Source organism: Alteromonas profundi, from assembly GCF_010500865.1.
Classification (GTDB): Bacteria; Pseudomonadota; Gammaproteobacteria; order Enterobacterales; family Alteromonadaceae; genus Alteromonas; species Alteromonas profundi.
Genome location: NZ_JAAAWN010000008.1, coordinates 61,961 through 87,276, shown reverse-complemented (window position 1 = coordinate 87,276; position 25,316 = coordinate 61,961). Strand labels below are relative to the sequence as shown.

General features: G+C 44.5%; 20 protein-coding genes. 18 read left to right on the top strand and 2 right to left on the bottom strand.

All coding sequences use genetic code 11. From position 1 onward, the window contains the following. Position 1 precedes the first annotated feature (1 nt). Positions 2–1,312 (bottom strand): acetyl-CoA C-acyltransferase FadI, encoded by a 1,311-nt coding sequence (gene fadI, locus GTH32_RS07985; protein ID WP_163084709.1) that lies wholly within the window; start codon positions 1,310–1,312, stop codon positions 2–4. A 321-nt stretch (positions 1,313–1,633) separates the two neighbouring features. Here fadI and GTH32_RS07980 point away from each other — a divergent pair, with 321 nt between their 5' ends. From GTH32_RS07980 to GTH32_RS07900, 17 genes are all read left to right on the top strand, one after another. Continuing rightward, positions 1,634–2,590, top strand: coding sequence for an AAA family ATPase (locus tag GTH32_RS07980; protein ID WP_163084708.1), 957 nt, complete (start codon positions 1,634–1,636; stop codon positions 2,588–2,590). 3 nt (positions 2,591–2,593) lie between these two features. Continuing rightward, entirely contained in the window at positions 2,594–3,556 is a 963-nt protein-coding gene (locus tag GTH32_RS07975) for a DUF58 domain-containing protein (RefSeq protein ID WP_163084707.1), read from the top strand. Beyond that, positions 3,556–4,098, top strand: coding sequence for a DUF4381 domain-containing protein (locus tag GTH32_RS07970; RefSeq protein WP_163084706.1), 543 nt, complete (start codon positions 3,556–3,558; stop codon positions 4,096–4,098). Before GTH32_RS07975 ends, GTH32_RS07970 begins: the two co-directional genes overlap by 1 nt. Further along, positions 4,091–5,113 (top strand): vWA domain-containing protein, encoded by a 1,023-nt coding sequence (locus GTH32_RS07965; protein ID WP_163084705.1) that lies wholly within the window; start codon positions 4,091–4,093, stop codon positions 5,111–5,113. Before GTH32_RS07970 ends, GTH32_RS07965 begins: the two co-directional genes overlap by 8 nt. A 2-nt stretch (positions 5,114–5,115) precedes the next feature. Beyond that, entirely contained in the window at positions 5,116–7,032 is a 1,917-nt protein-coding gene (locus GTH32_RS07960) for a vWA domain-containing protein (RefSeq protein WP_163084704.1), read from the top strand. Then, the gene (locus GTH32_RS07955) at positions 7,033–8,754 is read left to right on the top strand and encodes a BatD family protein (RefSeq protein ID WP_163084703.1); all 1,722 of its coding nucleotides are present in this window, start codon (positions 7,033–7,035) and stop codon (positions 8,752–8,754) included. Positions 8,755–8,843: 89 nt separating this feature from the next. After that, positions 8,844–10,697 (top strand): DUF885 domain-containing protein, encoded by a 1,854-nt coding sequence (locus tag GTH32_RS07950; RefSeq protein WP_163084702.1) that lies wholly within the window; start codon positions 8,844–8,846, stop codon positions 10,695–10,697. Between the two features lie 112 nt (positions 10,698–10,809). Next, entirely contained in the window at positions 10,810–11,367 is a 558-nt protein-coding gene (locus GTH32_RS07945; RefSeq protein ID WP_163084701.1) for a sigma-70 family RNA polymerase sigma factor, read from the top strand. After that, positions 11,339–12,064, top strand: a complete 726-nt coding sequence (locus tag GTH32_RS07940; protein ID WP_343033403.1) for a DUF3379 family protein — start codon at positions 11,339–11,341, stop codon at positions 12,062–12,064. Before GTH32_RS07945 ends, GTH32_RS07940 begins: the two co-directional genes overlap by 29 nt. 199 nt (positions 12,065–12,263) lie before the next feature. Further along, positions 12,264–14,240, top strand: coding sequence for a GGDEF domain-containing protein (locus GTH32_RS07935; protein WP_163084700.1), 1,977 nt, complete (start codon positions 12,264–12,266; stop codon positions 14,238–14,240). A 142-nt stretch (positions 14,241–14,382) separates the two neighbouring features. Beyond that, a complete protein-coding gene (gene putP, locus GTH32_RS07930) occupies positions 14,383–15,891 on the top strand; it encodes a sodium/proline symporter PutP (RefSeq protein ID WP_163084699.1) in 1,509 nt (502 codons plus the stop codon). Positions 15,892–16,134: 243 nt separating this feature from the next. Beyond that, positions 16,135–17,049 carry a sulfate adenylyltransferase subunit CysD gene (cysD, locus tag GTH32_RS07925; protein WP_163084698.1) on the top strand — a complete coding sequence of 305 codons (915 nt, stop codon included), beginning with the start codon at positions 16,135–16,137 and terminating at the stop codon, positions 17,047–17,049. Continuing rightward, positions 17,049–17,645 (top strand): adenylyl-sulfate kinase, encoded by a 597-nt coding sequence (cysC, locus tag GTH32_RS07920; RefSeq protein ID WP_163084697.1) that lies wholly within the window; start codon positions 17,049–17,051, stop codon positions 17,643–17,645. Before cysD ends, cysC begins: the two co-directional genes overlap by 1 nt. After that, positions 17,645–18,445: a 3'(2'),5'-bisphosphate nucleotidase CysQ gene (cysQ, locus tag GTH32_RS07915; RefSeq protein ID WP_163084696.1), complete on the top strand. Its 801-nt coding sequence runs from the start codon at positions 17,645–17,647 to the stop codon at positions 18,443–18,445. Before cysC ends, cysQ begins: the two co-directional genes overlap by 1 nt. A gap of 1 nt (position 18,446) precedes the next feature. Further along, positions 18,447–19,862: a sulfate adenylyltransferase subunit CysN gene (gene cysN / locus GTH32_RS07910; RefSeq protein ID WP_163084695.1), complete on the top strand. Its 1,416-nt coding sequence runs from the start codon at positions 18,447–18,449 to the stop codon at positions 19,860–19,862. 16 nt (positions 19,863–19,878) lie between these two features. Continuing rightward, positions 19,879–21,606 (top strand): SLC13 family permease, encoded by a 1,728-nt coding sequence (locus tag GTH32_RS07905; RefSeq protein WP_163084694.1) that lies wholly within the window; start codon positions 19,879–19,881, stop codon positions 21,604–21,606. Positions 21,607–21,766: 160 nt separating this feature from the next. Further along, the gene (locus GTH32_RS07900; RefSeq protein ID WP_163084693.1) at positions 21,767–22,468 is read left to right on the top strand and encodes a YIP1 family protein; all 702 of its coding nucleotides are present in this window, start codon (positions 21,767–21,769) and stop codon (positions 22,466–22,468) included. Between the two features lie 36 nt (positions 22,469–22,504). On the opposite strand, the gene GTH32_RS07895 is transcribed toward GTH32_RS07900, so the two are convergent. Next, positions 22,505–23,362, bottom strand: a complete 858-nt coding sequence (locus GTH32_RS07895) for a DUF3025 domain-containing protein (RefSeq protein WP_163084692.1) — start codon at positions 23,360–23,362, stop codon at positions 22,505–22,507. Positions 23,363–23,431: 69 nt separating this feature from the next. Between GTH32_RS07895 and GTH32_RS07890 the strand changes: the two genes are divergently transcribed. Further along, positions 23,432–25,093 (top strand): M28 family metallopeptidase, encoded by a 1,662-nt coding sequence (locus GTH32_RS07890; protein ID WP_163084691.1) that lies wholly within the window; start codon positions 23,432–23,434, stop codon positions 25,091–25,093. The last annotated feature ends 223 nt before the right edge of the window (positions 25,094–25,316 follow it).

The following is a 25,316-nucleotide window of genomic DNA, read 5'->3' as shown; positions in this document are numbered from 1 at the left end:
CTTATTCTGTCTCCACAATCATGGCTGCACCTAAACCACCTGCTGCACACGCGGTGACTAGCCCAGTCCCACCACCTCGACGGTTCAATTCGTTAAGCATTTGCGTGATCATTCGGGTACCTGTGGCCGCAAAAGGATGCCCATAAGCAATCGAACTTCCCATTACGTTAAATTTATCCATATCGATTTCACCTGTCGCCTTTTCACGCCCCAGTTTTTCCTTAGCAAACTTATCGCTGGCAAACATTTTAATATTGGCGAGGGTTTGCGCGGCAAAAGCTTCATGCATTTCAATTAACGTTAGGTCATTGAGCGTCATGCCTGCGCGATCTAACGCTATTGGCGTAGCATAAGATGGCCCCATTAACATGTCTTCCCATACATCGATAGCCGAGAAAGCATAGCTTTTGATATAACCAAGTGGGGTATAACCTAGCGCTTTTGCGCGACTTTCGGTCATCATTACAACCGCAGACGCACCATCAGTTAGAGGGGTCGCATTGGCGGCGGTAACCGAGCCATATTTCTTATCAAAAACAGGGCGAAGCTTGGCATACCCTTCTAAGCTCGAGTCGAAACGAACGTTATTATCCCGTTCCAATGCGCCTTTATAAGGTTCTGCATAGGCCGTCATTACTTCATCGGATAACTTACCTGCTTCCCAGCTTTGGGCTGCAAGCGTATGAGAGCGATGGGCCAGCTTGTCTTGTTCTTGACGTGAGATAGCATGGTTTTTTGCCATTTGCTCGGCGGTTTGTCCCATCGATAGGCCGGTAGAATACTCGGCAACCGCAGGAGGTACCGGAGCGAGGTCCTTAAGACCAAGACGTTTAAAAATATTTAGCTTTTGACCAAGCGTTTTGGTTTTTTGAAGGTCCACGAGCGCTCGGGCGAGGTTTTTTGACACGCCAATGGGCGACACAGAGGTTGAATCGGCCCCACCTGCCACACCTACCTGTATGGTTCCTGCCATCATACTTTCAGCAATATTCACCGTGGATTGAAAACTGGTAGCACAGGCGCGAGACACACTATATGCGTCAGTATGTACGTTCATCCCTGTCCCTAAAACGATTTCTCGGGCGATGTTAGGCGCTTCTGGCATTTGTACAACCTGACCGTAAACAACTTGGTCTATCCACTCTTTTTGAATGCCATTACGTACCAGCAGTTCATTAACAACCATTTTGCCTAAATCAACTGCAGGAACACCGTGGAAATACGTGGCCATTTTAGCAAATGGGGTACGTAACCCCGCCACAATGGCGATGCGATCACCCTCTCGGGTAGTAACTGTTTGTTTTGTAGCCATATTGCACCTACGTTATTGACCATTGCTTAAAATCATTTAAGTGGTCTGACCTGTAATGATATGATTTTTACAAACTATGAACAAAATAGCAAATTATGCGCATCATCGACGAGCCTTCGGCACAAGTTTTCGCCTATCTAGCTGAAATTAAGCACTCTAGCGTGAAAATCAACAAGTTTAACGCCTTGAGAATTGCTAAAGTGAACCATATATGAAAACCATAGTCTGTTTTATGTCAATCGTCTCACGCCTGTGTGAGATAGTTAAGATTGAATGATTGATTTTCCTGATAACTAGAATTTAAACGGGATGTTTGAAAATATGGCGGCACAGCAGTTTCAGCAATTACACCAGTATCTCGACCAACAAATCATTGGTCAAAGTGCGCTAACTAAGAGCATTCTCATTGCCCTTTTAGCGGATGGGCATCTACTTGTCGAAGGCCCGCCAGGGCTTGCTAAAACCCGTGCTATCAACGCGCTAGCGAATGGCATAGATGGCGATTTTCATCGGGTACAGTTTACGCCAGACTTATTACCCGCCGACCTTACCGGTACCGACATTTATCGTCCCGAGACCGGCCAGTTTGTGTTCCAACAAGGCCCATTGTTTCATAACCTCGTGTTAGCAGATGAAATAAACCGCGCCCCTGCCAAAGTGCAATCGGCTTTGTTAGAAGCCATGGCAGAGCGGCAAATAACGGTAGGAAGTAAAACCTACCCCTTGCCCCCGCTTTTTCTTGTAATGGCCACACAAAACCCGCTGGAACAAGAAGGAACTTATCCCCTGCCAGAAGCGCAGTTAGATCGATTTTTAATGCATGTGGACATAGATTATCCAGACGCTGAAACAGAACTTGAAATTCTACGATTAACCCGCGGAGAAGCGCTCGATGTTCCGCCCATAATGCCCCCTACCTTGTCGCAAGAAGATATTTTTGCCGCGCGAAAAGAGGCTCTCGGGCTTTATATGGCGCCGGAACTCGAGCAATACTTAGTACAGCTGATCATGGCAACACGTAAGCCTGAGCGGTATGACGACAGCCTTGCCCAATGGATTGCATTAGGCACCAGTCCAAGAGCGACCATTAGCTTAGATAAGTGTGCTCGCGCCCATGCTTGGTTAGCCGGACGAGACTTTGTCGGGCCAGATGACATACAAGCCGTGGCGCATAACGTTCTAAGACACCGTATCATTCTGTCTTATCAAGCGGAAGCTGAAGGTATCACGGTGAACGATGTACTGGATAAAATTGTAGCCACTGTAGCCGTTCCATAAGCTATGAGCGACATACAATCACAGCTGGACATGCTGAAAAGTGATGGCGTTACGCTATCTACTGGCGAATTGCTTCGTTATCAACAGTTAGCAAAGCTTTTTAGTTTGACGCCGAAACGAACACCGCAGGCAAAACTGGCGGGAAGCTACCTTACAAAGCATAAAGGTAGAGGCATGGAGTTTGACGAAGCGCGTCATTATCAACCTGGTGATGACATTCGAGCCATTGATTGGCGAGTAACAGCGCGAACCGGCAAAACCCACACTAAAATTTACCGCGAAGAGCGAGAGCGTCCCGTATTTCTATTTTGCGACTTTCTCCCCTCAATGATGGTAGGAACTCAACTTCTTACGAAGTCTGTGCAAGCAGCACATATTAGTGCCTTAATAAGTTGGTCAGCCGCGGCACGCGGGGATAAAGTGGGCGCGCTTATTTTTAATCAGGCGACGCACAAAGAAATAAAGCCATTGACCCGAAAAAAGGCGGTGCTACATATCTGCAAAGAACTCACTGCAGTGCATCACAATAGCAGTGCATTGCCACCTAGTCCGCAGCAATGCGCCAATGCCTTTTCTGATGCCTGTGCCCGAGCTAGACGATTAGCCCGCCCTGGAAGTTTGGTGTATTTAGTTTCAGACTTTCAGCATATAAACGATACGGCATTACAACACCTCAGCCACCTATCAAGGCACTGTGAGGTACGCGCGATTATTGTAGATGATCCTATCGAACATGCTTTACCTGCCACCTCAACTTTGCAAGACGTTAATGTGTCAGATGGCATCACACAACAGCGCTGGCTGCTTGGTGACAAAAAAGAACAACGTGCCTACGCGCAGTGGCGTACCAACGCCAGAGTAAACATGGAACAACAGCTTAAACAGTCCAATGTTGCCCGCTATCATATTACAGCTGGGAGCCCCCTTGATACGCAGTTACAAGGGTTACAAAGGGAGCGCATGTAATGCAAGTAACGCAACCCATGCCTGGGCAAGATCCCCTTGCGCAACTCAAAGATATACATCCCCCTACAGAGATTAACTGGTGGCCGCTCGATTGGGGTTGGTGGTTGCTTATCTTAAGTTTAGTGGGCGTGCTTATAGGGTTCTTCATTTACTGGAAGCGCAAGCGTGCCTTTAATCGGCCTAGAAAAGAGGCAAGGCACTTACTCACATTAATTAAAGACACTGATGAAAATTGGCCTATGCAAATTAATGAAGTGCTTAAGCGAACCGCTTTGTACTATTTCTCCCGCGAAGAGGTGGCAAAGTTGTACGGCAATGGTTGGCGCCAATTTATGCTTCACCATATTGCAGATAAACATAATAAAAAGCTTGCAGCTGGGCTAGATACACTGCAAACACAACTGTACGCACCGGTGAAAGATAACGCTCAATTTGAAACCTGCATAGCAGCGGCTGATTTATGGCTACGGCATGGTTCATTCTCTCCCTCCTCTACAGCGCCTTCTCATGTCTCTCATGCTAAGGAGACAACACATGCTTGAGTTTGCTTGGTGGTGGGTGTGGCTATTTGCCCCTTTACCGATAATTATTCGCTGGCTGGTGAAACCAAAACAAAAAACTGCATTAGCCGCTTTGCGCGTACCTAGTCTGCGACCTGAGGCGTCCCGTTTAGATACCCCAGTGAAATCTAATACACGCTTAATGCTACTCGCCAGCTTAATTTGGTTGTTACTGTTAGCTGCGGCGGCGCGGCCGCAATGGCTTGGCGAGCCTGTTAGTATACCCAACGAGGGCCGAGAAATGATGCTTGCCGTGGATTTATCTGGCAGCATGAAAATTGATGATATGCAATTAAATGGTCGACAGGTTAACCGATTGACTATGACCAAGTCGGTACTCTTTGACTTTATTCAAAGACGGGTGGGCGATAGATTAGGGCTCATTCTATTTGCTGATACCGCATACGTACAGGCGCCTCTTACTTATGATAGAGATACAGTGTCTACTCTTTTATCTGAGGCGGTGATAGGTTTAGTTGGCGAGCAAACTGCTATCGGCGATGCCATTGGTTTAGCCGTGAAGCGTTTTGATGCAAAGGATGAGTCGAATAATGTACTTATTCTGCTAACGGATGGGCAAAATACGGCCGGCAATATCACCCCCGAACAGGCCAAAACCCTCGCAATGGATAAAAACGTTAAAGTATACACCATAGGGGTGGGCGCTGATCAAATGCTTATCCAAAGCTTCTTTGGCACTCGCCAGGTAAACCCTTCACAAGAACTTGATGAAGACATGCTAAGGGATATCGCGCAATCAACCGGCGGAGAGTATTTTAGGGCACGTGATGTGGATGAATTAGAATCTATTTACGCCACCCTTGATACCTTAGAGCCGATTAAAGGGGAAACCCGCAAGATGCGTCCACTTACAGCGTTGTTTTATTATCCCCTAGCAGGCGCACTTTTATTGTCGTTCATATGGGCACTATCCCACCTCATAAGCAGCGTGTTTTCCAATCTGCGCGCGAGTGTTAATAAGCGAGTAAAGTTATAGCTATGCCTATTCAAGATTTTCACTTCATCCGACCTGAATGGCTGTGGGCCATCGTCCCTGCTTTGGGCCTATTGATATGGCTAAAAATGGCGCATAAAAAGCAATCTGGATGGCAAAGCGTCATCCCGCCTCATTTATATAAGCATATGCTCATTGGACAGGTTCAAAAAGGTAAAAGGCCTCCTTACAGTTGGCTCTTTTTTATCTGGTTACTCAGTATCTTCGCGATGGCGGGACCTACTTGGGAACGGCTCCCTCAGCCGGTATATCAGCTTAAAACAGGCCATGTCATAGTGGTAGATATGTCGTTATCTATGCGCGCTACCGATGTAAATCCGAACCGCTTAACGCGGGCTAAATATAAAGCCATCGACCTAGTTAATCGTATCGGCGAGGGGGAAATGGGATTAGTGGCCTACGCTGGAGATGCATTTGTGATTAGTCCGTTGACTAAAGACGCGGCGAATATCACTACGCTTATCCCAAGCCTAGCCCCCGAAATAATGCCTATTCCTGGCAGCGACCCTTTGTTGGGTATCGAACAGGCCGCCCAACTTCTCACTAATGCAGGCTATAGCAAAGGCGCGATTTATTGGATAACCGACGGGATAGATAGGCAACAGCAACAAGAGCTACAGGCGTTTGTCTCGTCTATGCCATTTACGTTAAACGCACTTATCGTGGGCACCGATGAAGGAGCACCGATTACGCAGAAAAATGGCGAATTACTTAAAGATAATAGCGGCGGTATTGTGATCCCTCGGGTAAACGCAGATGCAGTCACTCGTATTGCCAATGCTGGCGATGGAATTGCTGAACGTTTAACCAATAACGATGATGATATTGAAGCCCTCGCGTCACTTTCTTTGCTTGAGACTGGCGTTCAAACCGAACAAGAAAGTGAAGAGAACGAAGGGGATCAATGGCGCGAACTGGGGCCCTATTTATTGCTAGTCATGTTGCCATTTATTGCCTTAGGTTTTAGAAAAGGGCTTGTGTTCAGTCTTGTACTTTGCGTTTATTTTCCTTTTTCAAGTGACACTGCGTATGCACAACAAACGAAGGCTTCCTCCTCTACAAGTGATACAAGATGGTGGAAAGCCCCTTTTTTAAATAAAGATCAAGAAGGCTTTCAACACTATAGTGAGGGTAACTATGAAACCGCCGCATCACAATTCGACGATCCTGCTTGGCAAGGCGCAGCGCACTATAAAGCTGGGAATTATGAGGCTGCGCTAAATGCCTACCAACAGGTCAATACTATTGATGGCCTATACAACAAAGCGAACAGCTTAGCCCATTTAGGAAAACTAGATGAAGCGATAGCGGCCTATGAGGAAGTGCTTGAGGCAGCACCCGATCATCAAGATGCGATAGATAACAAAGCGCTTTTAGAAGCGTTAAAACAGCAGCAAGAACAGGAACAACAAGAACAGCAGAACCAGCAGTCGCAAAATGAAGACGGTCAATCTGATGAACAGCCTCAAAACGAAGAAAGCCCGCAGTCACCTGAAAATGACAGTGAAAGTTCACAAAACGAAAATTCAGATGACGCGCAGCAGCAAAACAACGCATCGCAAGATTCAGGTTCTCAGGACCAAGACAGTGGTGAGCAGCAGGGTTCAGAAGAACAAAATGGCGATGAGCCACCCAACGATACCGCAGAAGATGAAAATAGAGAACAACAAGAAAATGCTCAACCGGAAAATGAGCAAAACAGTAATACCGACGATAAACCATCACAAGCAGCCGCTCAGCAAGGTGAACTAACAGATGAAGAAAAAGAGCAACAACAGCGGATTGAAAGTTTAATGCGACGGGTACCCGATGACCCCGCGTTTTTATTAAAGCGCAAAATGCAATTAGAAGCACAAAAACGACAACGTCAACGTATGCCTTCAAATCGGAGTGATTGGTAGATGAGAGTATTTTTATTCACGGCAAGTTTATTATTGCTGTTAAGCAGCTTTTCAGCCGCTGCTGATGTAGACGCCGTTCAAGCAACGATTGATAAGAACCCTGTCATGGTAGATGAGGCGATAAGATTGACGGTTACCGCCCAAGGCAGTGCGGACAGAGATGCCTTCGATAGTTCTGCGCTACTGAAAGACTTTGTAGTGGGAAGAACGTCAGTGAGTAGCCAAACATCAATCGTCAATTTTGATACCACCCGTACCACCACCTGGACTACAACCTTGTTTCCCCGTGCTGAGGGTACATTCACCATTCCGGCATTTACTATTGAAGGTAAGAAAACCTCCCCCATTGCGGTAGACGTCATCCCAGTGCAATCTTCAAGCAAAGTTGCGAGAGATTACTTTGTCACTACGGATATCGATCTTAAAAATGCATACCTAAACCAGCAACTTCTTTATACAGTAAAACTGCATCTCGCCTCGAGTATAGAACGGGGAAGCTTACAAAGCCCCGAAATGCCCAATGCGGATATTCGCCAGCTTGGTGATGACAAACAATATACCGATATTATCAATGGTCGCCGTTACCAAGTTATTGAGCGCCGGTTTGCTATTGTTCCTCAATCTTCTGGTGAATTTACTATTCGCGGGCCCATTTTCAGCGGTGAAGTGATGGCAACCAATACTACCCAACGATTTGGTTTTTTTAACCGCACTCAACAGGTTAGCCGTGTAGGCCCTGATATCACAGTAACGATTAAACCTATTCCTTCGAATATCGATTACCCTTGGCTGCCATCAGAAATGGTCAGAATTGACGAAGAGTGGCCGCAAGGTGAGACATTTACAGTGGGAGAACCGGTGACCCGCGTTGTCACCCTGACAGCGATAGGTGTAGTTGAAGAGCAACTACCTGACATACCCGAATTTTATCCGCCTAACTTTAAACTCTATCCAGATCAGTCCACAACTACTACGGTGGAAAAGGATAACGCGTTAATCGCTCAACGTACTACCTCATTAGCCTTAATACCTACAAAATCCGGAGATATGGTATTGCCAGAAGTAACCATCCCTTGGTTCAATACCCTAACCGAACAAACTGAGTACGCTACCCTACCAGCAAGAACCGTGTCTATCGCTCCTGCAAATGCCACCAATAGCGCAACAACACCTATGACAGGAGACAATCAAAGCGAAATAGAGAGGCCTACAAATGAAGGTGAGCGCCTACCCCAAGCTGACGCTCAACCCCACGAAGATAAGGCCCAAAAGGCCCCCCCCCGGTCTATCACTTGGCTATTTATAGGGCTATGGGTGATAACGTTAGTAGGGTGGCTAGCGACGTATATCGTACTTAAACGCCGCGCCAAACATCAGATGGCGAGTGCGCCGCCCTCGCTACCCGACAGCGAGAAAAAGGCTTTCAGTGCACTAAAAAATGCGTTAGGAAGAAATGACACGAGTGAAATAACGCCCGCACTACAAAATTGGATGGCGACCCTGTATCCGCAACAAAAAGGCACTCTTAGCCCCCGCTCTTTTCCTGAAACCAAGGACATTCAAGGGCCATATGATGAGCTTTTAAGAGCCAAGTTTAGCCAAGTAAATGGCTCGTGGAATAAAGAAGCATTAAATAGCGCCGTTGATAACGCACGGAAAAAGTGGTTAAACCGATTGAAGCAAGGTGAAGTGACGCTATCTCCACTATATCCGGATAAATGAGCCTAAAACTAAGTACTGTTTAACACTATATATACGAATGACAATGCGCTAGCGGTGCACTAGCGCATGAATGATAGAGGGAGACTACCATGAGTAAGAAGTTACATGCGCTTACGCCTATTGCGGCAATATTAGCAAGCCTTAGCGCTTGCTCACCGGCGCCCGAGAACACTTCAACATCCCCTGACTCCCCTACGCCTCAATCCGTCCGTGTACAAGATGAGTCTGAACGTTTAGCCAAATTTTTCGACCGTGTTTTCGATGAAAACCTCAAACGCTCCCCTCTACTACAAAGTTACTTAGGTAAAAAGTGGGACTATGATAAATGGGATAATGTGTCTGAAGAGGAAGTTGATCAGCGTATTATCACGGCGAAGAACCGATTAACTGAACTTGCTACCTTTGATACCGACAAGTTAAACGAACGGGAAAAGCTAAGTCTACGGTTGCTTAAACTCAGTCTGGAAAGAGAAATTGCCAATGATAAGTTTCGTCACCACAACTACATCGTCCATCAATTTAGGGCCGCCCATACACAAGTACCTAGCTTTTTAATTAACATTCACCACGTTGCCTCGAAAGAAGACGCACTTGCGTATATAAGCCGTCTTGACAATATTGGCGCTTACTTCAAACAAGTTATTGAGCAAATGAAGCTACGAGAAAAAGCGGGCGTTTTCCCCCCTGCGTGGTCCTACGAACAAATGATTAACGCGTCTGAAAACGTGATCTCCGGCGCCCCCTTTGACTTAAGTGAGACTCCTTCTACCCTATGGGCCGATTTTCAGCAGAAAGTTAACTCACTAAAATTGGATGAGGCAGAAAGCGACACCCTTTTAGAGGAAGCGAAAGCAGCTTTACTTACGTCGGTAAAGCCCGCTTATTTGGCACTTATAGAAGCATTTGAACATCAAAAAAGGTTAACCCCGCAGGGCGATGGCGTTTGGCGTTTACCTGACGGTGAAGCTTGGTATCAAAACCGCCTAAATTGGTTTACTACCACAGAGCTAACTGCCGATGAAATACATAAGATAGGTTTAGAAAATGTTGCACGCATACACGACGCTATGCGAGAGGTAATGGCAGAGGTAAATTTTGAAGGCGATTTAAACGCCTTTTTCACCTTTATGCGCGAAGATGAACAATTTTACTTACCGGCAACCCCTCAGGGACGTCAACAATATTTAGATGATACAAAGGCGGCCATTGATGCGATGCGCGAAGCCCTTCCTGATTACTTTGGGATCTTGCCTAAAGCCCCTATGATAGTAAAACGGGTCGAAGCGTTTAGAGAGCAATCTGCCGGAAAAGCTTTTTACCAGAGCCCAGCACTAGATGGCAGTCGTCCAGGGATTTATTACGCCAATTTATATGACATGCAAGCCATGCCTACGTATCAATTAGAGGCGCTGGCGTATCACGAAGGGATCCCTGGCCATCATATGCAGCGCGCGATAGCGCAAGAACGAGAAGGTGTTCCTCAAATGCAGAAATACCTTAGCTTTACTGCCTATACTGAGGGCTGGGGGTTATATTCTGAAGAATTGGCAAAAGATATGGGCTTTTATCAAGACCCCTACTCCGACTTTGGCCGTTTAGCTATGGAACTATGGCGAGCGTGTCGATTGGTAGTAGACACCGGTATTCATGCTAAAAAATGGAGTCGCGAAAAAGCTATCGATTATTTGGTGCAAAATACGCCAAACGCAGAATATGACGCACAAAAAGCAGTAGAACGTTACATTGCAATGCCGGGGCAGGCTACAGCCTATATGATTGGCAAGCTCAAGATTATCGAGTTAAGAAACCGTGCTATGAACGCCCTTGGCGATAAATTTAGCTGGCCAGGCTTTCATGACGAAGTGCTTAAATATGGCCCTGTACCATTGTCAATTTTAGAAGAAAATATCGATAACTGGATTGCGGCGCAACAAACTAATTAATAGACCCGTTCAAGAAGCCGGGAAGATAATGCATAAAAGGAGCGAAATGTTTTTCATTGCGCTCCTTTTTGTTATGCCATAATAACAAAAACGATAAAAACACAGGTTTTTTATGTTTGCACGAAATAGATCGGGCAATAGTCAGGTCTTATCCACCATGAAAGCAAAACAAAAACGTTACGAAGCCTTAATTCACGCATTCCATGCTGATATTTATCGCTACGCTTATTGGTTAGTTAAAGACCAAAGCGTGGCTGAAGATATCGTGCAGGAAACCTTTTTGCGTGCCTGGCGCTCCCTCGATGCATTGAACGATGAGCAAGCTGCGAAATCTTGGCTTATTACTATTTTGCGACGTGAAAACGCCCGTCGCTTCGAGCGTAAGCAACTAGAAACAGTAGATATTGAAGATGTACAAGTGCATGACGATACCCAACAGGCGGATGCAGATGTTAGCGACCGCGAACTCCATAGAATGCTTGGAGGCCTAAGCGATGAATATAGAGAGCCGCTTGTGTTACAGCTACTGTTTGGGTTTAGCGGCGAAGAAATTGCAACCCAATTAGGGTTAAATAAAAATACAGTAATGACACGGTTATTTCGAGCGCGAAACCAACTTAGGGAGACGCTAGAAAGACAAGGTGAGAATAGAGGTCGAGCAAATGGATGAACTAGAGTTTAGACGTAGAATTTATGCCGATCCTGAAGCGACGGACAAAGAGGTAGTGGCTGCTGCCAAAGCGGACGAAAGTAAGCGTAAATTTTGGAATGAGCAATTACAATTCGATAAGCAATTGCGAAAAGCCGCGAAAGTAGACGTACCTGATGATTTAGCAAATAGGCTAATTTGGCAACAATCTGCCAATGAGTTTGCGCGATACCAAAAGCGAAGTCGATGGTATATTGCGTTAGCAGCTTCGGTGGCCTTTACCGTGGGTATAGGCTTTACCATGTGGTATCACCAACCTATCAGTATTGGTGGTCAAGCTTTAGCGCACATGCAGTATGCTCAGATAGAAGAATCTCATTCTCTTCTACCGGTAAATCTTGATATGGTAAATGCAAAACTAGCCAGCTTTGGTGCTAGGTTCGACGAAATGATTGGTGATGTTGAAGTTGTCAACTTTTGTCACTTGAGCACAGTTAGAAGCTTACATTTGATAGTAGATACACCACAAGGAAAAATGTCGGTATTTATTGTTCCAGAACGCAATGATATCCGGGTACCTAGCGAGTTCAACGACCAGCAATTCCATGGAGAAAGTATCAAAATGCAACACGCAAATATTATGGTTGTAGGTAGTAAAGAAGCTGACTTAGGCGAGATGAAGAACATAATTACACAACGTATACAATTTTCCGCTTAGTAGTTTACGTTCACTCTCACATGATCTTGCGTTAAAAAAATCGGCTTCTGGCCGATTTTTTATTTTTAATCATAAGCATACCTGAAAAAGTGTGTTCCTCTTTTATTTCCTTTATACTAAGGTCTAACCAGTTGTATTAAATATCGTCATCGTCTTCACGTAGTCATATTTAAAGGAAAGGGAAAGAGTAGGTTACATCATGGAATTACGGTTATCTTACACCGCATCACTAACGCTTCGCTTCATCTTTCTTACGCTATTTATCTCACTTGTCTCGGCGCGCGCTTTTGCCAATCAAGCCGATGAAAATGAAAAATTCAGACAGTATTCTAATCTGTTAAAGACAGTTATATATGAGTGGAATCTTCCCTCCGGATACACCAACGAGCAAATAAGCATCTTGATAGATGACAGTCAAATCATCGACGATACTTCCACTGTAGCTACTGTGATAAAAGCTGTCATGTACGAAATGACTGCAGCAGATGATGCAGAACATAAATTACCTATAGCAAAACCCGAAGACATAACTGAAGAGCAATGGCGCTACCTAGAGACGTTAAATGTAACTCGATATGCAGCAGTAAAGGCTTACTACCTTATAGCAAAAAACGCAAACCAATTTGACGTTACGAGCGAGCGGTTAAAACGAACAATACCTTCTCTTCACTCTCTTAAGCAGGAAGTTATCCAATCAGAAAACCAGCAAGCAGTTGCTCTAGTTTCAATGTGGTTGGCCATGGAATATTCTGAAATTAACCCTATGAAGGCAATTGTAGAGCTAGAATATGCCCTTCCCCACTTGAAGCCCTATGATCAAACCAACAGCTTAGAAACTGCATTAGACAGCACGTTAGCCCATGCATGGCTGGCTGAAGCTTACATGCACCTTAATTCGCCAAGTAGAGCGTTGAAGCATAATTACGACCTAATAGGACTGCAGAAAAAAAACGGTAGCATAGAAGCATTTAACTATGCTGGAGCCCTTGAGGCATTAAATACATTAGCCCAGTATGATGACGCTCTTGAGTTGTTAAAAGATGCAAGTTCAGTTGCCAAAAAGAGTAACAGTATTAAAGAAGAATTTTTTGTTTTGATAATGAGAATTAGCGTCTACGTAAATAGGATGGCTCCAGGCGACAAAGAGTTTATAGGCAAATTAACGGAAGATTTATCAAAATATGAAAATATAGGATTACCCGTCAACTTAACCACTACGCCATATGTTCTTAACCTATATCACACAGCGATAGAGGGTAGCGACAACGACTTCGAAAATGCTATCGATAAATACATTCATGTTATGGATGCCCGGGTGAATAACGGCTATTACAATAAACCCGTGGAGTTAAGTAAACTCCAAACGCTCAGAGATATCTATAAACTAAGAGGCGATTTCGAAAAAGCGTTTTTCTATCAACAGAAGTATGAACAACTGTTGGTCCAATCACGTTTCTCTCTAGACAATGCAGAAAACGCAGTGAACGACTCTCCGCTAGAGCGTGACATAATAATAAGCAAACTCCATAAATTATCCCGCGAAAAAGATAAACAAAACCTGCTATTAAAAGCGCAACGATTCCAAGCGCTCGCCTTTGCGCTTTTCGCCATCCTGCTCGCCACTCTATTATTTGGGTTTTGGCGTGCACAGCGTAAGCGAACGCTACGAGCTGAACGCGACGATTTAACCGGCGCGATGAGCCGAAATGCCATGTTTAAGGCCGTTGCCAAATCGATGGCTAGCAATGCAACATCTTGCATGGTGCTTATCGATTTCGACTATTTTAAACAAATAAACGATAGATACGGCCATGTTGTTGGCGATGAGGTTTTATCCACTTTTGGTCGGATCGTACGGGCGCACATAGGCAAAAATCACCGTTTTTGTCGCTATGGGGGGGAAGAATTCTTACTTTACCTTCACAATACCAATGAGCATGACGCCTATACCCTATTAACTAAAATAAAATCCTCTATCGAAGCATATGCAAGCTGGACTACAACACAAACAAGATTTAGCGCCAGTTTTTCTGCCGGTGCTGTGGAGTTTAAGGGTGAATCAAATATTACCAAGATCATCAAAGTTTGCGACCACCTACTGTATAAAGCCAAAAGTAACGGCCGCGGTAAGATTGAGACGATAACCCTCGCGAAATATTTTAGCGATACGCCTTAATTTCCTCCTATAGCTGCACGTAAACCGAGCCTCGCGAACTTTATTTGTCTAATGGCGTATAAAAATTATGCAAGGGTATACACTGGCATAGAGACTCAGTGTCATAGGTGTTAGCATAAATAAAAAAACATAGGGAATTTATATGGCTACTGGTACGATTATTTCTTTGGGTCTGTATTTTATTGTCATGCTTGGCATTGGTTTATTCGCATATAGACAGACCGATACTAACGTTGAAGGCTACATGCTAGGCGGTCGGCAATTAGGCCCAGCAGTAACAGCATTATCAGCCGGCGCTTCAGATATGAGCGGTTGGATGCTCATGGGATTGCCCGGCGCTATGTACGTATCTGGGCTCTCAGCGGGCTGGATAGCAGTAGGTTTAACTCTCGGCGCTCTCGCAAACTATATGCTTGTAGCACCGCGCTTACGGGTGTATACCGAGGTTGCTAACAACTCAATTACACTCCCCGATTATTTCGAAAACCGATTTGCCGATAACTCACGTATGCTTCGCGTTATTGCTTCAGTTGTTATTGTTATTTTCTTCACACTTTACACCTCATCAGGTGTCGTTGCTGGTGGTAAACTATTTGAAACCTCCTTCGGACTTTCTTATGTCACAGGCCTTTATGTAACCGCAGGCGTCGTGGTCGCTTATACCCTAGTAGGCGGCTTTATGGCAGTAAGTATGACCGACTTCGTTCAAGGGTGTATTATGTTTGTGTCGCTGGTTATGGTTCCAGCGGTTGTTATCGCCGATTTAGGTGGTATTGGCGCATCCATTGATGCCCTCGATAACATTAACCCTGCACTTTTTGACGCGTTTATGGATGCGTCTACCAACGAGGCTATTACGTTTATCGGCATTGTTTCTTTGATGTCATGGGGGCTTGGTTATTTCGGACAGCCACATATTATTGTTCGTTTTATGGCTATCCGTTCAGTGGATGATATTCCTACTGCCCGTAATATTGGCATGAGCTGGATGATTGTTTCAATTATTGGTGCGCTAATGACAGGCCTATTTGGCCTTGCGTACGTTACGGGTAACGGCAATAGTATCGACCCTGAAACTGTCTTTATTTATCTTTCACAAATTCTTTTCCACCCGCTTATCGGTGGCTTTTTGCTGGCCGCAATACTTGCCGCAATTATGAGTACCATTTCATCTCAGTTATTGGTGACATCAAGCTCGTTAACCAGCGACTTTTACCAAGCATTTCTGCGTAAAGACGCGACAGATAAAGAATTGGTTATCGCCGGGCGAATCAGTGTAATTGTGGTAGCGCTAGTGGCAATTTTCCTTGCCTATGACAGAGATAGCACCATTCTTACGCTAGTGAGTAATGCGTGGGCTGGTTTCGGTGCTGCATTTGGTCCTTTAGTACTGTTTAGCTTGTTTAAACGAGAGATGACTCGTCGTGCAGCGCTAGGCGGTATGATTGTAGGTGCGGTTACCGTATTGCTATGGATTTATCTGCCAATTACTATTGGTGGACAAGCCCTAGGCGATTGGATGTATGAAATTGTTCCTGGATTTATTTTATCCAGCTTAACAATAATGATTTTAAGTAAATCCGGTACGCCCCGTGAAGGTGTTGTCGATACCTTCGATGTTTTCCAGCAAAAGCTAAACGCTAGGAAGTAAATCCTCAGCAGCAATTAGAAGCCCCGAAGCGCCCCGCGACTCGGGGCTTTTTTGTTTTCAACAATCGTTTTCTTCCATTCATCTTTACCTGTTTTATTGTGACAGTTTTTTTACTTGGAATAAGACGGCAATTTTAAATAGCAAAATGGCATACCACTTTCCAAATTAAATATGTTATCTTCTATGCAGAAAAATAACCCGCATATAACTTTTTTGTATATAACATAAAAATCGGACTTCAAAATGACTGCTAGTATCCCGTCTGTAACGCATTTGAAACAACTCGAAGCCGAGAGTATCCAAATCTTCCGCGAAGTTGCTGCTGAGTTTGAAAACCCAGTTATGCTCTACTCGGTAGGTAAAGACTCTTCTGTACTGCTTCATTTAGCACGTAAAGCTTTCGCGCCGGGTAAAATCCCGTTCCCTCTTCTTCACGTTGATACAACCTGGAAATTTCAGGAAATGATTAAGTTCCGTGACGAGCAGGCTGAAAAGTATGGTTTTGACTTACTCGTCCACATCAATGAAGAAGGTGTAGAACAGGGCGTAGGTCCATTTTCTCATGGTTCAGCGAAACATACTGACATCATGAAAACTGCCGCCCTTAAGCAAGCATTGAATAAATATAAATTTGATGCCGCATTTGGTGGTGCACGTCGAGATGAAGAAAAGTCACGTGCTAAAGAACGTGTGTACTCATTCCGTGACAGTAACCATCGCTGGGATCCTAAAAACCAGCGTCCAGAATTGTGGAATATCTATAACTCGCAAGTAAACAAAGGCGAAAGTATTCGTGTATTCCCAATGTCCAACTGGACTGAGCTAGATATTTGGCAGTACATCTATCTAGAGAACATTGATATTCCACAACTTTACCTTTCTAAGCCTCGCCCAGTGGTAGAGCGTGATGGTGTTCTTATTATGGTAGATGACGATCGTATGCCATTAGAAGAAGGTGAAGAGCCTGAAATGCGTTCAGTGCGCTTCCGCACCTTGGGCTGTTACCCGCTGACGGGCGCTGTTGAATCTGAAGCTGCGACATTACCAGAAGTTATCCAAGAAATGTTGCTGACTAAAACCTCAGAACGCCAGGGCCGTGTTATCGACCACGATAGCGCAGGGTCGATGGAGAAGAAGAAAATGGAAGGGTACTTTTAATGGCCACCGACAATGTTGTTTGGCATAAACACGAAGTTAATAAGGTAACGCGCGCTGCAAAATTGAAGCAGCAGCCCCGTGTTTTTTGGTTAACAGGTTTAAGTGGTTCAGGTAAGTCGACATTAGCCAACTTACTTGAGAAAAAGCTGCACGAAAAAAACAAACATACCTATTTGCTTGATGGCGATAACGTACGTCACGGGCTATGTGGAGATTTGGGTTTTTCCGATAAAGACCGTGTAGAAAACATTCGACGGATAAGTGAAGTAGCGAAATTGTTCGTAGATTCGGGCACCCTCGTTCTTACCGCGTTTATTTCACCTTTTAAAGCCGATCGCGATTATTGTCGTAGCCTCCTAGAAGAGGGTGAGTTTATCGAAGTATTTGTCGATACCCCTCTTGAAGTATGCGAAAAACGTGATCCTAAAGGCCTATACAAGAAAGCTCGTAGTGGTGAAATTAAAGACTTTACCGGTATTGATTCTGCGTACGAAGCGCCTGAGCAACCCGAAGTTCACTTAACGTATCAGGAAGAACCAGCAGAGCAAACGGCGGAGCGCCTGTATGCTTTGCTTCAAGAGAAGGGATTGGTGTAATGGCGAGTTTGGAAACGTTACAAAATACTTTGGCACTAAATATCCTACGCATTGCTAAGCAAGCTGGGGATAAGATAATGGCCATTTACGAAAACGATTTCGCCATTTATGAAAAGCAAGATACCAGCCCACTTACCGAAGCTGATCTTGCTGCTCATAATGTAATCGTGAACGCGTTAGAAGCAGAATCTGAGCTTCCTATCTTATCTGAAGAGTCAGCGGATATCCCATGGGACGAACGCCAACAATGGCAGTCATACTGGTTGGTTGATCCCCTTGATGGCACCAAAGAGTTTATTAAGAAGAACGGTGAGTTCACCGTTAACATTGCGCTAATTGAAGATGGTAAGCCTACAATGGGTGTGGTTTACGCACCAGCGCTTAACAAGAGCTATGTTGGTATTGTTGGTGAAGGCGCTTGGACTGAGGTAGAAGGTACATTTACCCCAATTTCAGCGCGCAAACATGACGGCAGTGAAGTGTGGAAAGTAGTAGGTAGCCGTTCGCATCAAAGCCCTGAGATTCAAAACTTGCTTGCAGAGCTTAACGGCGAAACCGAGTTAGTGGCGATGGGAAGCTCGTTAAAGCTGTGTTTGGTTGCAGAAGGTGAAGCTCACCTTTACCCACGCTTAGGCCCTACGTCAGAGTGGGACACTGGAGCAGCCCACGCGGTAGCACTAGCCGCGGGCGCAAATGTTACGGTTCTCGACCCAGCTAACCCTTTAGATGACAATGCTGAAGCTCTTACCTACAACCAGAAAGAATCAGTATTAAACCCCTTTTTCCTTGTGAGCGCATAACATGAACAACGAAAACGAATTATTGAAACAGGACATTTTGTCCTATCTAGAACAGCACGAAAAGAAAGATATGCTTCGCTTCCTTACTTGCGGTAGCGTAGATGATGGCAAAAGCACCCTTATTGGTCGTTTGCTACACGATTCAAAAATGATCTATGAAGATCAACTTGCTGCTATTACTAAAGACAGTAAGAAAGTAGGTACCACCGGCGAAAAAGTAGACTTAGCGCTACTGGTTGATGGCCTGCAATCAGAACGTGAACAAGGTATTACCATTGATGTGGCCTACCGTTACTTCTCAACGGATAAGCGTAAGTTCATTATTGCAGACACCCCAGGGCACGAGCAGTATACGCGTAACATGGTTACAGGCGCGTCAACCTGTGACTTAGCGATCATATTGGTTGATGCTCGAGGCGGCGTAAAAGTACAAACTAAACGCCATTCATTCCTCGTGTCTTTACTTGGTATTAAACACGTTATCGTGGCTATCAACAAAATGGACTTGATGGAATACTCAGAAGACGTTTACAACCAGATTAAGCAAGATTACCTGAACTTTGCTGAGCAACTTGATATTCCAGATATCCAGTTTGTGCCTTTATCAGCCCTTGAGGGTGATAATGTGGTTGCTCAAAGCGAAAATACGCCATGGTTTAATGGCACGCCACTAATGCAAATGTTAGAGAACATTGAAATTGGCGAAGATGACAACCATGATGATTTTCGTTTCCCTGTACAGTATGTAAACCGTCCCAACCTCGACTTCCGCGGCTTTGCAGGAACCGTGGTTTCTGGACAAATTGCCCCGGGCGACGAAGTAACTGCCCTTCCCTCAGGTAAGACGTCAAAAGTTAAGCAAGTTGTGACTTTCGAAGGTGAGCAAGAGCGTGCTTATGTACCTCAAGCGGTAACCTTGACCCTTGAAGACGAAATTGATATTTCCCGGGGTGATATGATTGTTAAGTCAGACAATCTACCTCTGCTATCTACACAATTTAAAACCCACTTGGTTTGGATGTCAGAAGAGCCATTAATGCCTAACAAGCAATACTTATTTAAGTTTGCAACAAAATCTACACCGGGCGTAGTAGCACATATCGACAACCAAATTGACGTCAACACATTAGAAGAGAAAGATGCGTTGCACCTTAATCTAAATGAAATTGGTGTGGTTGATGTGAAATTTACGCAACCTATAGCATGTGATGCTTATAAGAAAAACCGTCCAACAGGATCGTTTATCGTTATCGATAGATTGACCAATGGTACCGTAGGTGCCGGTATGGTAATTGATGAGATTGCAAGCGATGCGCAACATGCATCACCGAATTTCTCTGAATTCGAACTAGAATTCAATGCGCTTGTGCGTAAACACTTCCCACATTGGAACTCTGTGGATATTAGCAAGCTGTAAACAGGACTGGAAATAGATGGATATTAACCAGTTCATCGTACTGGCGATCTTCGCCAGTACGATTTTGGCGCTGGTGTTTAGCAATCAGCGCCCCTCAACTGTGTTTTCTGGTACGGTGTTAGGGTTGCTTGTTACGCAACAACTCACCCTAGACGCGATACTGTTAAACCTCACCAATAAAGGGCTTATTACCTTAGTCTTATTGCTATTGGTTAGCAGCGCCATAGACAAGACCGCATTAATAAAACGATTAGGAAGAAAGCTCGTCAGTTCAAGCTTTAGAGCAAGTTACTGGAAACTTTTTTCACTGACCTTTATTTCATCTGCGTTGCTCAATAATACTGCCATAGTGGCCAGTTTAATTGGCCCAATTAAACAGAATCAATATCACCCTGCTTCACGCTTATTAATCCCGTTATCTTATTCCGCTATCTTGGGCGGCACAGTGACATTGATAGGCACCTCTACCAATTTAATTGTCGATAGTTTTTTGCAAGAGCATGGTCACCCCGGCTTTAATTTCTTTGACTTTACACTATACGGCATGGTCGCTGGATTGAGCTGCGGGGTGTTAATGTATTTACTGACGCCCTTATTGCCTTCAATTTCGGGAAAAAATGGTGATTACCATGAATACATGGTGGAAGCGGAAGTTGAAGCAGACTCTGAGCTTATCGGCAAAACCGTAGAACAAAACCACTTAAGAAACCTGCCTGAGTTATTCTTGGTTGAAGTTGTGAGAGAAGGCAACCTAATATCTCCGGTTACACCCGACCTAATAATTTTAGAAAATGACAAATTAATTTTCTCAGGTAACGTGCAAAAACTGGATAACCTTAGCCATATTAAAGGCCTTAGCATGTTTGCCGAAACCGATGGTGTACTTCGTGAAAGTTTAACTGAGGTTGTGGTAGCGAACCGTGCACAAGTAATAGGGCAAACCATTAAAAATTTAGGGTTTCGCGCCTTATTTGATGCTGCCGTCGTTGCCATTCGACGAGATGGTGAACAACTCTCTGGCAAGCTCGGCGAAATTAAAATGAAAGCCGGCGACTACTTGTTGTTAGCCACGGGGCCCGATTTCAATACGCGTCAAAACTTAAGCAAAAACTTCTTTATTCTTTCCGAGCAGAAGATAACTCGGCCGCTCACCAATAAACAAGAATGGATAACGCTAGGAGGTTTTCTTAGTGTTGTAACGTTAGCCGCCACCAACCTTGTGCCATTGGCTATAGGGCTATTGTTTCTAGCAGCTGTACTGATAGGGGTAAAAGTTACCAATAACGGAGAGATGAAACGTAATTTACCGTTAAACCTAATCGTGGTTATTGTGGGCGCTTTGAGCCTTGCAACTGCGTTAGAAACCTCAGGGGTCATTGGCCTTACTACCTCTACCCTAATGCCCTTTTTAGCCGGTACCGACTGGTTTATCGCCTTGGTGGTGGTATATTTGGTCACCGTTTTACTCACCGAATTTGTTACCAATAATGCGGCCGCTGCCCTCATGTTTCCGTTTGCTTATGGCTTAGTCGAAATTATAGGGGCGCCCCTTATGCCCTTTGCATTAGCGGTGGCTTTTGCCGCAAGCGCGAGCTTTATTTCTCCTTTTGGGTATCAGACTAATCTGTTGGTATTTAATGCAACGAATTACCAGTTTAAACACTTTATAAAGGTGGGGCTTCCTATATCCGTTCTCTATAGCAGTATAGTATTGGTGTTGCTTAACCTTACGTATTTGCAATAGCTGGATAGTAATAGCTCACCTCTATGTGGCGCTAAAAAGACACATTTTTTTACCAAAATTTGTGTCTTTTTTGTATGTGCTATCTGTACTTAGTTACGAGTAATCAGTACTCTGAATAGAAACTTTACTAACAATAATCACATAAAATTTGGAGCATAGGATGCATACTGTGACGAACCCCTTGCAAGCTTGTAATGACATATACTTTAAACCTGGTGGCGTTTTTACGGCAGTGGGTGAGAAAAACAACTGGTCATGGCTTGCGTTTATTATTGTGTTACTTATGGCAATTTTGCCTCAGTACCTATATGTCCATTTTGTGGATATTACTTGGTATCAAGATTTACTTATTTCGGCGGAAGGCGATTTAAGCCCTGCGGAAATCGATGCTCGCCGTGGCTTTATGACGCAGTCATCATTTATGGCACAGCACGTAATAGGTACGGCGATTGGCTTTATTATCATAAATGCCATCTTAGCGGTTTACTTACACCTATGTACCCGTAATGACGATAGCCATGTATTTGGCTTTACCGACTGGTATGGCTTTACCTGGTGGGTATCTATGCCAATAGTATTTAGCTCGCTTGTTTCAGTGGTTATTTTATTGCTATCTGATAACCACCAAGTTGCCCCCAGCGTATTAGCCCCCCTCTCTTTAGCATATTTGTTTGGAGTGGAAGTGACCTCAAAGTGGTATGGCTTATTAACGGCAATAAATCTTGTGTCTATCTGGACAATCTATTTAACCACGGTAGGCGTAGCGCGCTGGACCTCTTTCTCCACGCAAAAAAGCCTTATCATCGCTGCGGCCCCTACAGTAATCATCACCACTATTTACCTAGTGGTGACCATACTCTAGTCCCTCTCATTTTTACATCTATCGGTTGCCGCTAAGCTAGGTTAGCGGCAGCTGTATTGTGTTTTTCGCCTTTGCGCTAAGCGGGCGGAAATATTCCTTATCATCATAGAAGGCTGAATCTTGGATAGGATACCAACCGGGGATCCCCAACAAGGGAACAGGCTTTAATATGGCTGATGGAGTAAAATCATCAAGTTCACGTATCCGTGCATATAAGGCTGCGTCTAACAATCTCAGTTGCGTCTTTCTTTCCTTACTTGAGAACCCATTAGGTACTTTTACACATAGCCATTTCGCAGTAAGCCCTGTAAATGGCGTTAACAGCATTTCGAAATTAGCATGTCCGAATATGACTGGGTGAACACACTTCTGCCATTGCGTGTTCTGTTCTACAAATACCGATTTCCATTCATGCTTTGCCAGCGCGCCTAATAACCTATTTCCTACATCAAGGTTTGCTTCTTCCACCGCGAATATGACACCGCACTCGTCGAAATGGGTTATACGATTTCTTCTTGGTGTACGAGGATGTGCCCCATTGCGACAAATATCTTGCATGTGAAGCCTATTAAGCAGGGATTTTGTCTTTGGAAACTGTAGCCAAATGAGCCCGTTAAAGAGATCGTGCCAGCTTTCCTCTCGTGTGGGTACCTGGCCATCTTCTTTAATTATCGCTTCATAGTAGCGCGTGTCATCTGCACTAAATGAGGATTGCGCCTTAAACGCAGGGCCTTCCCAGCCATCATAATACTGCTTAGCTAAACAGTTTAATTGCTGAGCGGTAGGGAAAACCGGACTGTCAAGAAGGCGGTAAAACGACAAAACATCCAATACGGGCTTGGCTGCATGTGTGTAAAGGGTGCGTTGACACCACGGCATTGCATCGAATTTCATACTACCTATTGGGTTACATAGTGGTTTTACATATACTGCTAAACATTGTAAAACAAACAAAGACTAACAATGAAAAAAATGTTTTTACCGTTTCTACTTATCCCCACATTTTTGGGGATAAGTGCCTGTTCACCGCAAGATACCCCGTCAACTTCGCAAAACGTAAACGAACCAGCGGAATCAAATTTTGAACACGTTTATGCCTCTATTAGTGATAGTGATATCCGTGAACCGTTAAAAGTACTTTCTTCCGATGAGTTTGAAGGACGCTTGCCCACTACAATTGGAGAAGAAAAGACCCTCGCCTACCTAACAAAAAAATTACAACAAGCGGGCTTACGCCCCACTAATGGCGATAGTTATCTGCAAGAAGTTGCTTTAATGGAGATTACCGCCGACCCTGCTATGACCATGCAGATTGGTAAGAACCAATTTAAATATAAACAAGACATGGTGGCCTCTTCAAAACGAGAGCAATCTCAGGTGACCGTAAATGACACTGAGTTAGTTTTTGTAGGCTATGGTATCAACGCGCCAGAATATAACTGGAATGATTATGAAGGGGTTGATGTTAAAGGAAAAACTGTCGTCATTCTAATTAACGACCCCGGCTTTGCAAACCCTGAAGGCGATAAGTTTCAGGGTTCTACCATGACGTATTATGGGCGTTGGAGCTACAAATACGAAGAAGCCAGCCGCCAGGGTGCGGCAGCAGCAATTATTGTACATGAAGCAGCCCCGGCGTCCTATGGTTGGTCGGTTGTGGCAAACAGTTGGAGCGGCCCACAATATGGCTTGCTAAGCAAAGATAAGGGGGCAAGTCGCGTTGCCGTTGAAGGGTGGCTAACGTTAGATGCGGCGAAGAAAGTATTTGCCGATGCAGGCCTCGACTTTAATGCCGAAAAAGACAAAGCCAACCAAGGCCCTTATCATCAAAGCATGGATATCAAAGCCTCGGTAACCGTAAATAACAGCTTCAAGCAATCTACTAGCCATAACGTGATGGCCACATTGCCTGGGTCTGAAAAGCCAGATGAGCATATTATTTATACCGCACATTGGGATCACCTGGGAAAAGATGAAAGCAAAGAAGGCGATCAGATTTACAATGGCGCGCGCGATAACGCTACAGGTACTGCCGCTATGTTAGCCATGGCTGAGGCGTACGCATCATTGAGCCCTGCGCCTAAGCGCTCAGTTAGCTTCCTTTTTGTTACGGCGGAAGAACAAGGCTTACTCGGTAGTAAATACTATGCAGAAAACCCTGTTATACCGATTGAAAATACAGTGGCAAATATAAACATGGATGCCATGAATGTATTGGGTAAAACCAAGAATGTTGCAGTGGTAGGAATGGGTAAATCGGAATTAGAAGACTACCTTAACGTGGCGGCCACAAAACAAGGCCGAACACTTACCCAAGAAGATAAGCCTGAAGCAGGTTATTATTATCGCTCAGATCACTTTAGCTTTGCTAAACAAGGTATCCCGGCACTTTATGCAGAAGGTGGTGATGAGCCCATTGATGAAGCTACAGCTACCTATCGCAAACGTATGAAAGTGATTGATACTGGTTGCTATCACCAAGTTTGCGATGAATATCGCGATGAGTGGGATCTTGGTGGCATTGTGGAAGACACCCAAATGTTATTCGATGTCGGGGTGCAAGTGGCCAATGCTGAACAATGGCCTAACTGGAAATCCAGTAGCGAATTCCAGCGTAAAAATTAGGTTCTTTTTTCTAGTGTTTCTCGCCCTGCTTAGATTTCTACTTTGCGGGGCGTTGATACCAAAATTTAACATTATACAGCCCTTTTCTTTTTTCCCTACTTTCGAAGCAAGGGTTAAGCACCCAGTATTCTTTAAGCCGCCACACCCTGTTTTTATATTTTTTAACCGTTCTAAGTAGCAATGCAGTAAAAACTCTACCTTTCACCCAACAATTTCCATTTTC